This window comes from Burkholderia sp. AW49-1 (assembly GCF_053427845.1).
Genome location: NZ_JBSAXF010000008.1, coordinates 181,525 through 195,744 on the forward strand (window position 1 = coordinate 181,525; position 14,220 = coordinate 195,744).

The 14,220-nt window shown below is 68.0% G+C and carries 13 protein-coding genes and 1 riboswitch; all 13 genes read left to right on the forward strand.

Annotated features, from left to right (window positions below; all coding sequences use genetic code 11):
- Nucleotide 1 precedes the first annotated feature (1 nt).
- The 13 genes from cheZ (at nucleotide 2) to metF (ending at nucleotide 14,195) form a co-directional block, all read left to right on the forward strand.
- Nucleotides 2–733, forward strand: a complete 732-nt coding sequence (gene cheZ / locus ACV22W_RS15335) for a protein phosphatase CheZ (protein ID WP_448020225.1) — start codon at nucleotides 2–4, stop codon at nucleotides 731–733.
- Nucleotides 734–1,011: 278 nt separating this feature from the next.
- Nucleotides 1,012–1,515, forward strand: coding sequence for a DUF2844 domain-containing protein (locus ACV22W_RS15340; RefSeq protein WP_448020227.1), 504 nt, complete (start codon nucleotides 1,012–1,014; stop codon nucleotides 1,513–1,515).
- Between the two features lie 16 nt (nucleotides 1,516–1,531).
- On the forward strand, nucleotides 1,532–2,773 hold the full coding sequence (locus tag ACV22W_RS15345; protein WP_448020228.1) for a DUF3443 domain-containing protein: 1,242 nt from the start codon (nucleotides 1,532–1,534) through the stop codon (nucleotides 2,771–2,773).
- A gap of 165 nt (nucleotides 2,774–2,938) precedes the next feature.
- Nucleotides 2,939–3,436, forward strand: coding sequence for a VOC family protein (locus tag ACV22W_RS15350; RefSeq protein WP_448020229.1), 498 nt, complete (start codon nucleotides 2,939–2,941; stop codon nucleotides 3,434–3,436).
- A gap of 41 nt (nucleotides 3,437–3,477) precedes the next feature.
- Nucleotides 3,478–4,179: a DUF805 domain-containing protein gene (locus ACV22W_RS15355; protein ID WP_448020231.1), complete on the forward strand. Its 702-nt coding sequence runs from the start codon at nucleotides 3,478–3,480 to the stop codon at nucleotides 4,177–4,179.
- Nucleotides 4,180–4,586: 407 nt separating this feature from the next.
- A complete protein-coding gene (gene flhB / locus ACV22W_RS15360) occupies nucleotides 4,587–5,786 on the forward strand; it encodes a flagellar biosynthesis protein FlhB (RefSeq protein ID WP_448020232.1) in 1,200 nt (399 codons plus the stop codon).
- A complete protein-coding gene (flhA, locus tag ACV22W_RS15365; protein ID WP_059533471.1) occupies nucleotides 5,783–7,885 on the forward strand; it encodes a flagellar biosynthesis protein FlhA in 2,103 nt (700 codons plus the stop codon). Before flhB ends, flhA begins: the two co-directional genes overlap by 4 nt.
- Nucleotides 7,882–9,621, forward strand: coding sequence for a flagellar biosynthesis protein FlhF (flhF, locus tag ACV22W_RS15370; RefSeq protein ID WP_448020234.1), 1,740 nt, complete (start codon nucleotides 7,882–7,884; stop codon nucleotides 9,619–9,621). The genes flhA and flhF overlap by 4 nt, the downstream gene beginning before the upstream one ends.
- The gene (locus ACV22W_RS15375; protein WP_448020235.1) at nucleotides 9,614–10,423 is read left to right on the forward strand and encodes a nucleotide-binding protein; all 810 of its coding nucleotides are present in this window, start codon (nucleotides 9,614–9,616) and stop codon (nucleotides 10,421–10,423) included. The genes flhF and ACV22W_RS15375 overlap by 8 nt, the downstream gene beginning before the upstream one ends.
- A 22-nt stretch (nucleotides 10,424–10,445) precedes the next feature.
- Nucleotides 10,446–11,180 carry an RNA polymerase sigma factor FliA gene (locus ACV22W_RS15380; RefSeq protein ID WP_448020237.1) on the forward strand — a complete coding sequence of 245 codons (735 nt, stop codon included), beginning with the start codon at nucleotides 10,446–10,448 and terminating at the stop codon, nucleotides 11,178–11,180.
- 84 nt (nucleotides 11,181–11,264) lie between these two features.
- A riboswitch (S-adenosyl-L-homocysteine riboswitch) is annotated at nucleotides 11,265–11,381 on the forward strand.
- A gap of 34 nt (nucleotides 11,382–11,415) precedes the next feature.
- Entirely contained in the window at nucleotides 11,416–12,834 is a 1,419-nt protein-coding gene (ahcY, locus tag ACV22W_RS15385) for an adenosylhomocysteinase (protein ID WP_059533465.1), read from the forward strand.
- A 152-nt stretch (nucleotides 12,835–12,986) separates the two neighbouring features.
- Nucleotides 12,987–13,340, forward strand: coding sequence for a phage holin family protein (locus ACV22W_RS15390; RefSeq protein WP_006477367.1), 354 nt, complete (start codon nucleotides 12,987–12,989; stop codon nucleotides 13,338–13,340).
- A 24-nt stretch (nucleotides 13,341–13,364) separates the two neighbouring features.
- Entirely contained in the window at nucleotides 13,365–14,195 is an 831-nt protein-coding gene (gene metF, locus ACV22W_RS15395; protein ID WP_059452643.1) for a methylenetetrahydrofolate reductase [NAD(P)H], read from the forward strand.
- Nucleotides 14,196–14,220 lie beyond the last annotated feature (25 nt).

A 14,220-nucleotide genomic window follows, 5' to 3' on the forward strand; every position in this document is an offset into this window, starting at 1 on the left:
CGTGAACGAGCCGATCCATGCGGCGCTCGCCGGCGCGGCAGTCAACGCCGACGGCCACGCCGAAGGCGCCGATTTCGCGAGCGACCGGATCCTCGCGCGCATCGGCCACGTCACGCGCACGCTGCGCGATTCGATGCGCGAGCTCGGGCTCGACAAGCATGTCGAGCGCGCGGCGGAAGCCGTGCCCGATGCGCGCGACCGGCTGCGCTACGTCGCGACGATGACCGAGCAGGCGGCCGAGCGCGTGCTGAACGCGATCGAGGTCGCGAAGCCGATGCAGGAGCGCATCCAGAACGAGGCCGAAGCGCTCGATGCGCGCTGGGCGCAGTGGTATGCGGCGCCGATCGAGCACGCGGAAGTGCGCGAGCTGATGGACGACACGCGCACGTTCCTGCGCGCGTTGCCGGAGGCGGCGTCGGCGACCAGCGCTCAGCTGCTCGAGATCATGCTCGCGCAGGATTTCCAGGACCTGACCGGGCAGGTGATCAAGAAGATCATGGACATGGTCTACCTGATCGAGCAGCAACTGCTCACGGTGCTCGTCGAGAACATCGCGCCCGAGCGGCGCGAGCAGTTCGCGGCGACCGCGGCTGCGCTCGCGGCCGAGCAGATCAGCGCGACCGGCAGCCCCGAGTCGCTGCTGAACGGGCCGCAGATCGCGCCGGAAGGCAAGTCCGACGTCGTGCAGGACCAGGCGCAGGTCGACGACCTGCTCGCGAGTCTCGGCTTCTGATCCTGTCCCGTCGCATCGCCGCCGCGCCCGATCGTGGCGCGGCTCGGTGCGCATGGCACTCCCCGTGCTTGTTCACGACGCGCCCCCGCGCGCGGGTCGTGCCGAATGTCATGCTGCGCTGCGTCATGCAACGTTGATTTGACACTCTGACACACTCCGCAGGCATACTACGCGTCAGCAGCAACGAAGCGTCATTCTGAAGACTATGATTTGTTGACCCGCGGTGCCGCGTCTGATGGCGCACCGCCGGCAACGAAGCCAGTCCCTTGGGGGGGAACGTGAAGCTGAAACGCTTGGGCTGGGCCGCCGCGCACGCGACGGCCGCAATGGGTGTGCTGTGGGCCGTCCACGCACGGGCCGAACTGGGCGGCGCGCCGATGTCGCCGCCGGCGGACGATCGTGCCGCCACGGTGCGTGCGCTGCAGCGCGCGATGCGCTCCGCCGACGGCGCGCAGGCGAATGCGGCCGCCTACACCGTCCGCGAGATCACGCTCGGATCGGGCACCGTCATCCACGAATACACATCCGCGGCCGGCACCGTGTTCGGTCTCGCCTGGCGTGGGCCGAGCATGCCGGACCTCGAGTCGCTGCTCGGCAGCTATTTTCCGCAGTACACGGCCGGCGTCCAGGTCGCGCATGCGGCGCGCGGCTGGCGCGCGCCCGTGTCCGTCGATACGAGCGGCCTCGTGATCCGCACCGGCGGCCACATGGGCGCCTTCGCGGGCCAGGCATGGCTGCCGACGGCGCTGCCTGCCGGGCTGACCGGCAACGACATCCAGTGACAGCGGGAGAGCGATCTTGCGAATTCCTCGTACCTTCAAGCGCTGGCTCGGCCTGCTGAGCGCCGCGGCCGCGACGGCCATGCTCGTGACCGCCTGCGGCGGCGGTGGTGACAACAACGGCAACAGCGGCGGCTCCAACGTATCGGACGGCAATACCGCGAACACGGCGGTGATCACGGTCGGCACCGGTGTCGCGCACGTGATCAACATCCCGACCGTCAACGTGAAGATCTGCGTGCCGGGCACGACGAACTGCCAGGTGGTCAACAACGTCCTCGTCGATACGGCGTCGTACGGGCTGCGGCTGGTCAGCAGCGCGCTGTCGTCGGGCGTGTTGAACAACCTGCCGCAGACGACGAGCGGCGGCGCGCCCGTGGCCGAGTGCGGCAAGTTCGTGTCGAGCTTCACGTGGGGCTCGGTGCGCACCGTCGACCTGTCGATCGGCACCGAGCAGGCGGGCTCGCTGCCGGTGCAGATCATCGGCGATCTCGGCACCAGCAACGTGCCGGGTTCATGCTCGAACAACGGCGCCCGAACATCGGCCAACACGGCCGGCGACCTCGGCGCGAACGGCATCCTCGGCATCGGGCCGGCGCCGGTCGATTGCGGCACGAGCTGCGCGACGTCGACGTCGGCGACGTCCAACAACTACTACGCGTGCCCGAACGGCAATTCGAGCTGCGCGGTGGCGCTGGTGCCGGTTGCGCAGCAGGTGGCCAACCCGGTCCATCGCTTCGCGACCGACAACAACGGCGTGATCGTGCAGATGCCGAACATCTCGAGCAGCGGGCAGGGCAGCGCGACGGGCCTGCTGACGTTCGGGATCAATACGCAGAGCAACAACGCGCTCGGGGCGTCGACGGTGCTGACGTCGACGACGACGGGCGACGTCGATGCGACGTTCCTCGGCGGAAACGTGACCGCGTTCTTCGATACGGGCTCGAACGCATACTTCTTCAACGATTCGACGCAGAAGGCCTGCTCGACCAACACGCAGTTCTACTGCCCGTCGTCGACGACCACCTATACGGCGACGCTGACCGGCAAGAACGGTGTGTCGGGCGGCGTGTCGATGCCCGTCGCGAACGCCGATGCGCTGTTCGCGAATCCGTCGACGTTCGCGTTCAACGACATCGCCGGCCCGTTCGGCGCGGCCGGCTGGCTCGACATCGGCATGCCGCACTTCTACGGCAAGACGATCTACTTCGGGATGGACCGGACCGGCAGCGGCGGCGCGCAGCCTTACGTCGCGTTCTGACCGCGCGCGCACGGCGGCGGCAAGAAAGGGGGCGAGCGATCGCCCCCTTTTTTTCGCCTTCGAAGGCGGCGACGCACTACGCGTCGGGCGGCCGCGCCGTGCCGGCACAGCGCCTACGATATAAGACCGGCAACGGTGCCGGCACGACATCGAGGAGACAGCGCCATGAGCCAGCGTATTCAACGCATCACGCCGTTTCTGTGGTTCGACCACGACGCGGAGGCGGCCGCCCGCTTCTACGTGTCGGTGTTCGACGACGCGCGGATCCTGCACGTCGCCCGCTACGGCAAGTCCGGTGCGCAGGCGTCCGGGCAGGCCGAGGGCGCGGTGATGACGGTGTCGTTCGAACTGGACGGGCAGGCGTTTCTCGCGCTGAACGGCGGCCCGGCGTTTCCGCTCACGCCGGCCGTGTCGTTCGTCGTCAACTGCCGCGACCAGCAGGAGATCGACCGCTACTGGACGGCCCTGGCCGAAGGCGGCGACGAGCGCGCGCAGCAGTGCGGCTGGCTGCGCGACCGCTTCGGCGTGTCGTGGCAAGTGGTGCCCGTGCAGATGGCCGAACTGATGGCGGGCGATCCGGCACGCGCCGAGCGCGTGATGGCGCAGGTGATGAAGATGAAGAAACTCGATCTCCATGTGCTGGAGCAGGCGGCGGCGGGCTAGCGCGAACGCCGGCCGGGACGCGCCGTTCTCGACGTGCGTACGTGACGCCCGGCAATATTCCCGGTCGGCCGGTAAATGCGCGCCGAACGATCGATTCGATTATCGATCGCGGCGCGTTTCATGCTGGTGTAATCAAGTCATGGATTATCTGGCCGTTGTTTATGTCGGGACGTCGCGATTATAAAAATGACGTGACATGCCCGCAGGGGATACGGCATGCCGCCGCCGAAGCCGCTCCAGTTCTGCCGGAGGCCGCGTGCGAACCGGTCGGCATGCGAAAAGAGATGCAATGCCCGGAAATTCAAACTTATAATGCCCGCGTTGTTTCCGGGGTCGCCGATATAAAACATGAGGGCAATAAAATGAATTTCACCGAAGCCGTTCGTTCCGCACTCAATCAATACGCGAAATTCGAGGGCCGCGCGCGCCGTGCCGAATACTGGTATTTCGCGTTGCTGACCAGCATCGTGTCGATCGTCTGCCAGGTGATCGCCATGACGGGGCGCGACGCGAGCGCACTTTCGCTGCTGCTGATGATCGTCGCGGCCGTCGTGTCGCTCGCGCTGGTGCTGCCGAGCCTCGCGGTCACCGTCCGCCGCCTGCACGATACGGGCCGCTCCGGCTGGTTCCTGCTGATCGCGTTCATTCCGATCGTCGGCGGGATCCTGCTGTTCGTGTGGATGTGCTCGCGCGGCACCAACGGCCCGAACCGTTTCGGCTCGGACCCGATCCCGGTGATCTGAGCGCCGCCCGCCTCGACGCGCGACGCCGTCGCGTCGGGGCGGGCCGACGATCGTTCCACGGCCGCCTCGATCTCCCGCTTCCCCGCTTCCCGCTTCCCGCTTTCCGCTTCCCGCTTCCCGCTTCCCGCTTCCCGCTTCCCGCTTCCCGCTTCCCGCTTCCCCGCTTCCCCGCTTCCCGCTTTCCCGCTTCATCCGCTTCATCCGCCTCACCGCGCCCGCCCGCGAACGCGGTTTCCACCGCCTCCCGGCCCCTCGCGCCTGCCCGCGACCTCCCGCCGCACCGGCTCGCCCGATTCCCCGAAATACCCCCCTTTCCCGGCTTTGCTCGACCGATCGGCGTTTGACGTGCGCATGAATAATCGGTGTCACTGGAAAGCGGCATTTCGCCGTACCCGACTGGAGGCACCGTGGCAGACGAGAGCGATCTCGACAGAACCGAAGCCGCCACTCCGAGACGCCGCGAGAAGGCGCGCGAGGAGGGGCAGGTCGCGCGTTCGCGCGAACTGGCTTCGTTCGCGCTGCTCGCGGCCGGGTTCTACGGCGCGTGGCTGCTCGCGGGTCCGTCGGGCGCCCATCTCGAGACGATGCTGCGCGGCGCGTTCGCGTTCGACCGCGCGACCGCGTTCGACACGCACCGGATGCTGTCGGCGGCCGGCAGCGCGAGCGTCGAAGGTCTCGCGGCGCTGCTGCCGATCCTCGCGCTCACCGGCCTCGCCGCGTTGCTCGCGCCGATGGCGCTCGGCGGCTGGCTGATCTCGCAGAAGACCTTCGAGCTCAAGTTCGACCGCCTGAACCCGATCTCCGGCCTCGGCCGGATGTTCTCGATCCAGGGGCCGATCCAGCTCGGGATGTCGCTCGCGAAGACGATCGTCGTGGGCGGGATCGGCGGGATCGCGATCTGGCGCAGCAAGGACGAGCTGCTCGGCCTCGCGACCCAGCCGCTCGGCTCGGCGCTCGCCGATGCGATGCATCTGGTCGCCGTGTGCTGCGGCACGACGGTCGCCGGGATGCTGGTGGTCGCCGCGCTCGATGTGCCTTACCAAATCTGGCAGTACAACAAGAAGTTGCGCATGACGAAGGAAGAAGTGAAGCGCGAGCATCGCGAGAACGAAGGCGATCCGCACGTGAAGGGCCGCATCCGCCAGCAGCAGCGCGCGATCGCGCGGCGCCGGATGATGGCCGCCGTGCCGAAGGCCGACGTGGTCGTCACGAACCCGACGCACTTCGCCGTCGCGCTGCAGTACACGGACGGCGAGATGCGCGCGCCGAAGGTCGTCGCGAAGGGCGTGAACCTCGTCGCCGCGCGCATCCGCGAGCTCGCGGCCGAGCACAACGTGCCGCTGCTCGAAGCGCCGCCGCTCGCGCGTGCGCTGTATCACAACGTCGAACTCGAACGCGAGATTCCCGGCTCGCTGTACTCGGCCGTCGCCGAAGTGCTCGCGTGGGTCTACCAGCTGCGGCGCTTCCGCTCGGAAGGCGGCGCCTTCCCGGCCGCGCCGGTCGATCTCGACGTGCCGGCCGATCTCGACAAGGGGTCGTCGGTATCGGCCGACGACGAGCGTGAAGAAGCCGAAGACACGCTCGGCAAGCAAGGAAACGCAGCATGAGCACCCCGACCACCGGCCTGTTCGCCAAACGCCAGAATCCGTTTGCCGGCACCAACCTGCGCGCGCTCGCGGGCCCGATCCTCATCTGCATGATCCTGGGGATGATGATCCTGCCGCTGCCGCCGCTGCTGCTGGATCTGCTGTTCACGTTCAACATCGCGCTGTCGGTGATGGTGCTGCTCGTCAGCATGTACACGATGAAGCCGCTCGACTTCGCGGCGTTCCCGAGCGTGCTGCTGTTCTCGACGCTGTTGCGCCTGTCGCTGAACGTCGCGTCGACGCGCGTCGTGCTGCTCGAGGGCCACACCGGCCCCGACGCGGCCGGCCAGGTGATCGAGGCGTTCGGCCACTTCCTCGTCGGCGGCAACTTCGCGGTCGGCATCGTTGTCTTCGTGATCCTGATGATCATCAACTTCATGGTGATCACGAAGGGCGCGGGGCGGATCGCCGAAGTGTCCGCGCGCTTCACGCTCGACGCGATGCCGGGCAAGCAGATGGCGATCGACGCCGACCTGAACGCGGGCCTCATCAATGAAGAGCAGGCACGCAAGCGGCGCCTCGCCGTGTCGCAGGAAGCCGAGTTCTACGGCTCGATGGACGGCGCGTCGAAGTTCGTGCGCGGCGACGCGATCGCGGGCCTGATCATCATGGCGATCAACGTGATCGGCGGGCTGATCGTCGGGATGGTGCAGCACGACATGTCGTTCGCGGCGGCCGGCACCAACTACACGCTGCTGACGATCGGCGACGGCCTCGTCGCGCAGATCCCGTCGCTCGTGATCTCGACGGCGGCCGGCGTGATCGTGTCGCGGGTCGCGACCGACGAGGACATCGGCACGCAGATCACCGGCCAGCTGTTCACCAACCCGCGCGTGCTGACCATCACCGGCGCGATCATCGTGCTGATGGGGCTGATCCCGGGCATGCCGCACTTCGCGTTCCTCGCGCTCGGCGGCGGCGCGATCTGGCTGGCCCGCACGCAAGTCCGCCGCGCGGCGGCCCGCGTGGCGGCCGGCGACGTGACCGAGATCGCACCGCCCGCCGCGCTGCCGGGCGACAGCCACGAGGCGACCTGGGACGACGTGCAGCTGATCGATCCGCTCGGCCTCGAAGTCGGCTACCGCCTGATTCCGCTCGTCGACAAGAACAGCGACGGCGAACTGCTCAAGCGCATCAAGAGCATCCGCAAGAAATTCGCGCAGGAGATCGGCTTCCTGCCGCCGGTGATCCACATCCGCGACAACCTCGAACTGCGGCCGAACGCATACCGGATCGCGCTGAAGGGCGTCGAGATCGGCGCCGGCGAAGTGTTCCCGGGCCAGTGGCTCGCGATCAATCCGGGCCAGGTGACGGCCGCGCTGCCGGGCGCCGTGACGCAGGACCCGGCGTTCGGGCTGCCGGCCGTGTGGATCGACGTCGCGATGCGCGAGCAGGCGCAGGTGTACGGCTACACGGTCGTCGACGCGAGCACGGTCGTCGCGACGCACCTGAACCATCTGGTCGTCCAGCACGCGGCCGAACTGCTCGGCCGCCAGGAAGTGCAGGCGTTGGTCGAGCGCACCGGCAAGGATGCACCGTCGCTCGTCGAGGACCTCGTGCCGAAGACGATCTCGCTGACGACGCTGCAGAAAGTGCTGCAGAACCTGCTCGAGGAAGGCGTGCCGATCCGCGACATGCGCACGATCCTCGAGGCCGTGTCCGAACACGCGGGCCGTGGCGACGCGTACGAGATCACCGCCGCGGTGCGGCTGTCGCTCGGCCGCGCGATCACGCAGCAGTGGTATCCGGGCTCGGGCGAGATGCAGGTGATGGGCCTCGATTCGAATCTCGAGCGCGTGCTGTCGCAGGCGCTCGCCACCGGCGCGAACCCGGGCCTCGAGCCCGGCCTCGCGCACAACCTTCTGACCGGCACGCAGCAGGCGATGCTGCGTCAACAGAATCTCGGGCTGCCGCCCGTGCTGCTGGTGCAGCACGCGCTGCGCGCGATGCTCGCGCGTTTCCTGCGCCGCAGCCTGCCGCAACTGAAAGTGCTGTCGTATGCCGAAGTGCCGGACACGCGCACGATCAAAGTCGTTAACGTCATCGGGGGTTCCGCTTGAACATTCGCAAATTCACCGGCGCGACCAGCCGCGACGCGCTTCGCCTCGTGCGCGAGGCACTCGGCGCCGACGCCGTCGTGCTGTCGAACCGCACGCTCGATGACGGCAGCGTCGAAATCGTCGCACTCGCCGACTCGGATCTCGCCGCGGTCACGCCGCCGGCCGCCGTCCGGGCGCGCACCCTCGCGCCGCGCGCGCCGGAATCCGTGCCGGCCGCGGCCGTTCCGGGCATCGTGTCGCGCCCGGGTGCCGGGCTCGCGCGCCCGGCCGTCAATCCGTATGCGGCGGGCGAAGGCGGCCTGCCGGACGTGTTCTCGTCGGTGTTCGGCGCGAGCGCCGAAATGACGGAGCCGGCCGCGGAAGCGGTCGCCTTCGACACGACATCGCCGGCGCCGGCCGCACCTGCGCCCGCTGCCGGCGCGCAGGCGGCAGCGTCCGAACCCGCGCCGTGGCTCGTCGAGCACGCGAAGCGCCTGACCCAGCAGCGCGAAGCGCTGATCGCCCGCACGCAGGCCGCACCGGCCGCGCCGCAAGCGCCGGCGCGCGCGCAGCAGGACGCCGCGCCCGCGACGCCGGCTGGCTGGGCGCGCGACATCGTGCGCGACGCCGAACGCCGGATGCCGTCGGCCACCGCGTCCACGAACCGCCAGAGCGAAGCGGGCGCCGCGAAGCCGGCCGAACGCACGCGCCTGTCCGCGGAAGCAGCGGCCGCGGTGGCCGACGCGGTGAAGACGCGCATCGAGAGCATCGTCAACGACACGGTGATGCACGAGCTCGGCGCGATGCGCGGGATGATGGAAGAGCAGTTCGACAGCCTGATGTGGCACGACCGCCAGCGCCGCAGCCCGGTGCACGGCGCGCTGACCAGGCACCTGTTCTCGGCCGGCTTCTCCGCGCAACTGGTGCGCATGCTGGTCGACAACCTGCCGTCCGGCGACGACGCGCAGACCTTCGAGCAGGCCGCCGAATGGGCGCAGTCGGTGCTCGCGGCGAACCTGCCGGTGCTCGAGAGCGAAGACGCGCTGATGGAGCGCGGCGGCGTGTTCGCGCTGATGGGGCCGACCGGCGTCGGCAAGACGACCACCACGGCGAAGCTCGCCGCGCGCTGCGTGATGCGCTTCGGCGCGAGCAAGGTCGCGCTCCTGACCACCGACAGCTACCGGATCGGCGGCCACGAGCAGCTGCGCATCTTCGGCAAGATCCTCGGCGTGCCCGTGCACGCGGTGAAGGATGCGGGCGATCTCGAGCTCGCACTGTCCGAGCTGCGCAACAAGCACATCGTGCTGATCGACACGATCGGCATGAGCCAGCGCGACCGCGCGCTGTCCGACCAGATCGCGATGCTGCACGGCGCGAACGCGCCGGTGCAGCGCCTGCTGCTGCTGAACGCGACGAGCCACGGCGACACGCTCAACGAGGTCGTCCAGGCCTACCGCAGCGCGGCCGAGTATCCCGATCTCGCCGGCTGCATCCTGACCAAGCTCGACGAGGCGACCCACCTCGGCGGCGTGCTCGACACGGTGATCCGCTACAAGCTGCCGGTCCATTACGTGTCGACCGGCCAGAAAGTGCCGGAAAACCTGTACGTCGCATCGACCCGGTTCCTGCTGAAGAGCGCGTTCTGTGTGCCGCGCGACGGCTCGCCCTTCGTGCCGCAAGACGAGGACATGCCGACGCTGCTTTCCGCACTGACCGCACGTTCCACCGCCGAGCTGCACGAGGTGCGATTTGGATAAACGGATCATCGATCAGGCCGAAGGGCTGCGGCGCCTGCTGGCCGGGCGCGCGTCGCGCATCGTCGCGGTGACGGGCGGGCCGGCGGGCGTCGGCTGCACGACGACCGTCGTGAACGTCGCGGCGGCGCTGACCGCGCTCGGCAAGGACGTGCTCGTCGTCGACGAGCGCGCCGACGTGCATTCGGCCACGGCGACGCTCGCGGGCGCCTGGCTGCGCGACGGCGAACGCACGCGCGTCGCCGCCGGGTTCGGCCTGTGCGCGGCCGCGCGGGACGGCTACAGCGATTCGCAACTGAGCGACTTCATCGACGGCCAGGCCGACATCGTGCTGGTCGACGCGCAGCTCGGTGCAGACGGCACGTTCTCCCCGCTCGCGCGCGAGGCGCACGACGTGCTGATCGTCACGCGGGTCGCCGCGCAAGCGATCACCGAGGCGTACGCGTGCATGAAGCGCCTGCATTTCGCGCACGCGGTCGCGCAGTTCCGCGTGCTGACCAATCATGTCGGCAGCCACGCCGACGCCAGGACCGCATTCGACAACCTCGCGGGCGTCGCGAGCCGCTACCTGACGGTGTCGATCGCCGACGCCGGCTGCGTGAGCGCCGATCCGCTCGTCGAGCATGCGCGCGAGCTGATGCATACCGCGGTCGACGCGTTCCCGTCGTCGGTTGCCGCGCGCGATTACCGGCAGATCGCCGCCGACCTGCTGTACTGGCCGATGCGCCCGCGATCGGGCGCCGGCCGCGCCGTGCATGCGGGCGGCAAGCCGTCGTACGAGGCGGGTGCGGCACACGCCGCGTGAGCGCCACCGGAAGGAGAGAGCCATGATGTACAACGCTCAAGGAAAGATGACCCAGGCCGACGTGCTCGCGCAATACGCGCCGCTCGTGCGGCGCCTGGGGCTGCAGCTCGTCGCGAAGATGCCGGCGAGCGTCGATCTCGACGACCTGATCCAGGCCGGCATGATCGGGCTGATGGACGCGGCCGGCCGCTACAAGGAAGACCAGGGTGCGCAGTTCGAGACCTACGCGACCCAGCGCATCCGTGGCGCGATGCTCGACGAGCTGCGCAGCAACGACTGGCTGCCGCGCAGCTTGCGCAAGACGTCGCGCGAGGTCGAGTACGCGGTGCACCAGGTCGAGCAGCAGCTCGGCCGCTCGGCGAGCGAGGCCGAGATCGCGCAGCACCTGAAGATGCCGCTCGACGAATACCAGGGGATGCTGCAGGACTTGCACGGCAGCCAGCTCATCTACTACGAGGATTTCGATCGCGCGGCCGACGACGAGCCGTTCCTCGACCGCTATCGCGTCGATCACGCCGATCCGCTGTCGTCGCTGCTCGACGAACACCTGCGCGAGGCGCTCGTCGAAGCGATCGAGCGGCTGCCCGAGCGCGAGAAACTGCTGATGTCGCTGTACTACGAGCGTGGGCTGAACCTGCGCGAGATCGGCGCGGTGCTCGAGGTCAGCGAGTCGCGCGTGTGCCAGCTGCACAGCCAGGCCGTCGCGCGCCTGCGCGCGCGGTTGCGCGAACAGGCATGGGTCGGCGCCGAGAACTGACCCTTTCATAACGCCCGCGCGCGTCGACGCCGCGCGCGGCGCGCGGCGCGCATTTCCCGCGCCGATTTGCTACAATCCCTCCCGTTTTCCGAGGAGCGTTGCGACGGACCATCCTGCGTCCGCCAGGCTCGGAAAGCTTCACCAAGCAGCCGTGCGGCAACATTCGCGCCGGCCCCGCTTCCTGAACGGCGCTCACGTCACCAATTTCTAGAACTTTTTTAGAAAGGAGGGCGTGATGAACGCCATTATCGATTCGCAAGCTTCCAAGGATTACATCGTCGCCGACATGGCGCTTGCCGGCTGGGGCCGCAAGGAGCTGAACATCGCCGAGACCGAAATGCCGGGCCTCGTGCAGATCCGCGACGAATACAAGGCGCAGCAGCCGCTGAAGGGCGCGCGCATCGCAGGTTCGCTGCACATGACGATCCAGACCGGCGTGCTGATCGAGACGCTGAAGGCGCTCGGCGCCGATGTCCGCTGGGCGTCGTGCAACATCTTCTCGACGCAGGACCACGCCGCTGCCGCGATCGTCGAAGCCGGCACGCCGGTGTTCGCGTTCAAGGGCGAGTCGCTCGACGAATACTGGGAATTCTCGCACCGCATCTTCGAATGGCCGAACGGCGAATTCGCGAACATGATCCTGGACGACGGCGGCGACGCAACGCTGCTGCTGATCCTCGGCTCGAAGGCCGAGAAGGACCGTTCGGTGATCGCGAAGCCGACCAACGAGGAAGAAGTCGCGCTCTTCAAGTCGATCGCGAAGCACCTCGACGCCGATCCGACCTGGTACTCGACGCGCCTCGCGCACATCAAGGGCGTGACCGAAGAAACCACGACCGGCGTGCATCGCCTGTACCAGATGGAAAAGGACGGCCGCCTGCCGTTCCCGGCGTTCAACGTGAACGACTCGGTCACGAAGTCGAAGTTCGACAACCTGTACGGCTGCCGCGAGTCGCTCGTCGACGGCATCAAGCGCGCGACCGACGTGATGATCGCGGGCAAGGTCGCGGTCGTCGCGGGCTACGGCGACGTGGGCAAGGGTTGCGCGCAATCGCTGCGCGGCCTGGGCGCGACGGTGTGGGTCACCGAAATCGACCCGATCTGCGCGCTGCAGGCGGCGATGGAAGGCTACCGCGTCGTGACGATGGAATATGCCGCCGACAAGGCCGACATCTTCGTGACGGCGACCGGCAACTACCACGTGATCAACCACGATCACATGAAGGCGATGCGCCACAACGCGATCGTCTGCAACATCGGCCACTTCGACTCGGAAATCGACGTCGCGTCGACCCGCCAGTATCAGTGGGAAAACATCAAGCCGCAGGTCGACCACATCATCTTCCCGGACGGCAAGCGCGTGATCCTGCTGGCCGAAGGCCGCCTCGTGAACCTCGGCTGCGCGACCGGCCACCCGTCGTTCGTGATGTCGAACTCGTTCGCGAACCAGACGCTTGCGCAGATCGAACTCTTCACGCGCGGCGAACAGTACGAGAACAAGGTGTACGTGCTGCCGAAGCATCTCGACGAAAAGGTCGCGCGCCTGCACCTCGCGCGCATCGGCGCGAACCTGTCCGTGCTGTCGGACGAGCAGGCTTCGTACATCGGCGTGCAGAAGGACGGCCCGTTCAAGCCGAACCACTACCGCTACTGATGCACCGCCGCCGTCGCGCCGCGTTCATGCGCAGCGCGGCGGCACGGTGCCGGACCGCCGGCCGTCGCGTTATGTCCGCCGCCGCGCGGGCACGCGCGGCGGCTGGCGGCGGCCACTGACCGACCAGATCGACAACCGAACCGGAGCCCTCCATGAGCGTCATCCTCACCTGGGTCATCAACGCACTCGCGCTGCTGATCATCACGTACCTCGTTCCGTCGATCCACATCAAGAGCTTCGGCACCGCGCTGATCATCGCGGTCGTGCTCGGCCTGATCAACACGGTGATCAGGCCGGTGCTGATCCTGCTGACGCTGCCGGTCACGATCGTCACGCTCGGGGTGTTCATCCTCGTCGTGAACGCGCTGTGCTTCTGGTTCGCGTCGTCGCTACTGAAGGGTTTCGAGGTGTCGGGTTTCTGGTCGGCGTTCTTCGGTTCGATCCTGTACAGCATCGTGTCGTGGCTGCTGTCCGCGCTGATCTTCGGGCAGCGCGACATCGGCTGACGGCCGCGCCCATTCTTGCGAATCATGAAATCGATCGAACTCTCGTTTGAATTCTTCCCGCCGAAGACGGCGGACGGCGTCGAAAAGCTGCGCGCGACGCGTGCGCAGCTGCTGCCGCTGAAGCCGAAATTCGTCTCCGTGACGTTCGGCGCCGGCGGCTCGACGCAGCAGGGCACGCTCGATACCGTGCTCGACATGCAGAAGGACGGCCTCGAGGCCGCGCCGCACCTGTCGTGCATCGGCTCGTCGCGCGACAACCTGCGTGCGATCCTCGACCAGTACCGCTCGCACGGCATCCGGCATATCGTCGCGCTGCGCGGCGACCTGCCGTCGGGGATGGGCGAGGTCGGCGAGCTGCGCTATGCGTCCGAGCTCGTCAGCTTCATCCGCGCCGAGCATGGCGACTGGTTCCACATCGAAGTCGCCGGCTATCCGGAATACCACCCGCAATCGCGCTCGCCGAAGGCCGATCTCGAAAACTTCGCGCGCAAGGTGAAAGCCGGCGCGAATTCCGCGATCACGCAGTACTTCTTCAACGCCGATGCGTATTTCCGCTTCGTCGACGATGCGCGCAAGCTGGGTGTGGACGTGCCGATCGTGCCGGGCATCATGCCGATCACGAACTTCTCGCAGCTGATGCGCTTCTCGGAAATGTGCGGCGCGGAAGTGCCGCGCTGGGTCGCGCGCCGGCTCGAGAGCTTCGGCGACGATCGCGACGCGATCCGTGCGTTCGGCGCGGACGTCGTCACGAGCCTGTGCCAGCGCCTGATCGACGCGGGCGTGCCGGGTCTGCATTTCTATACGCTGAACGCGGCCGCGGCCACCAAGACGATCTGCGAGCGGCTCGGATTCTGAGCGGCGCGCGGCATACGCGAATGAG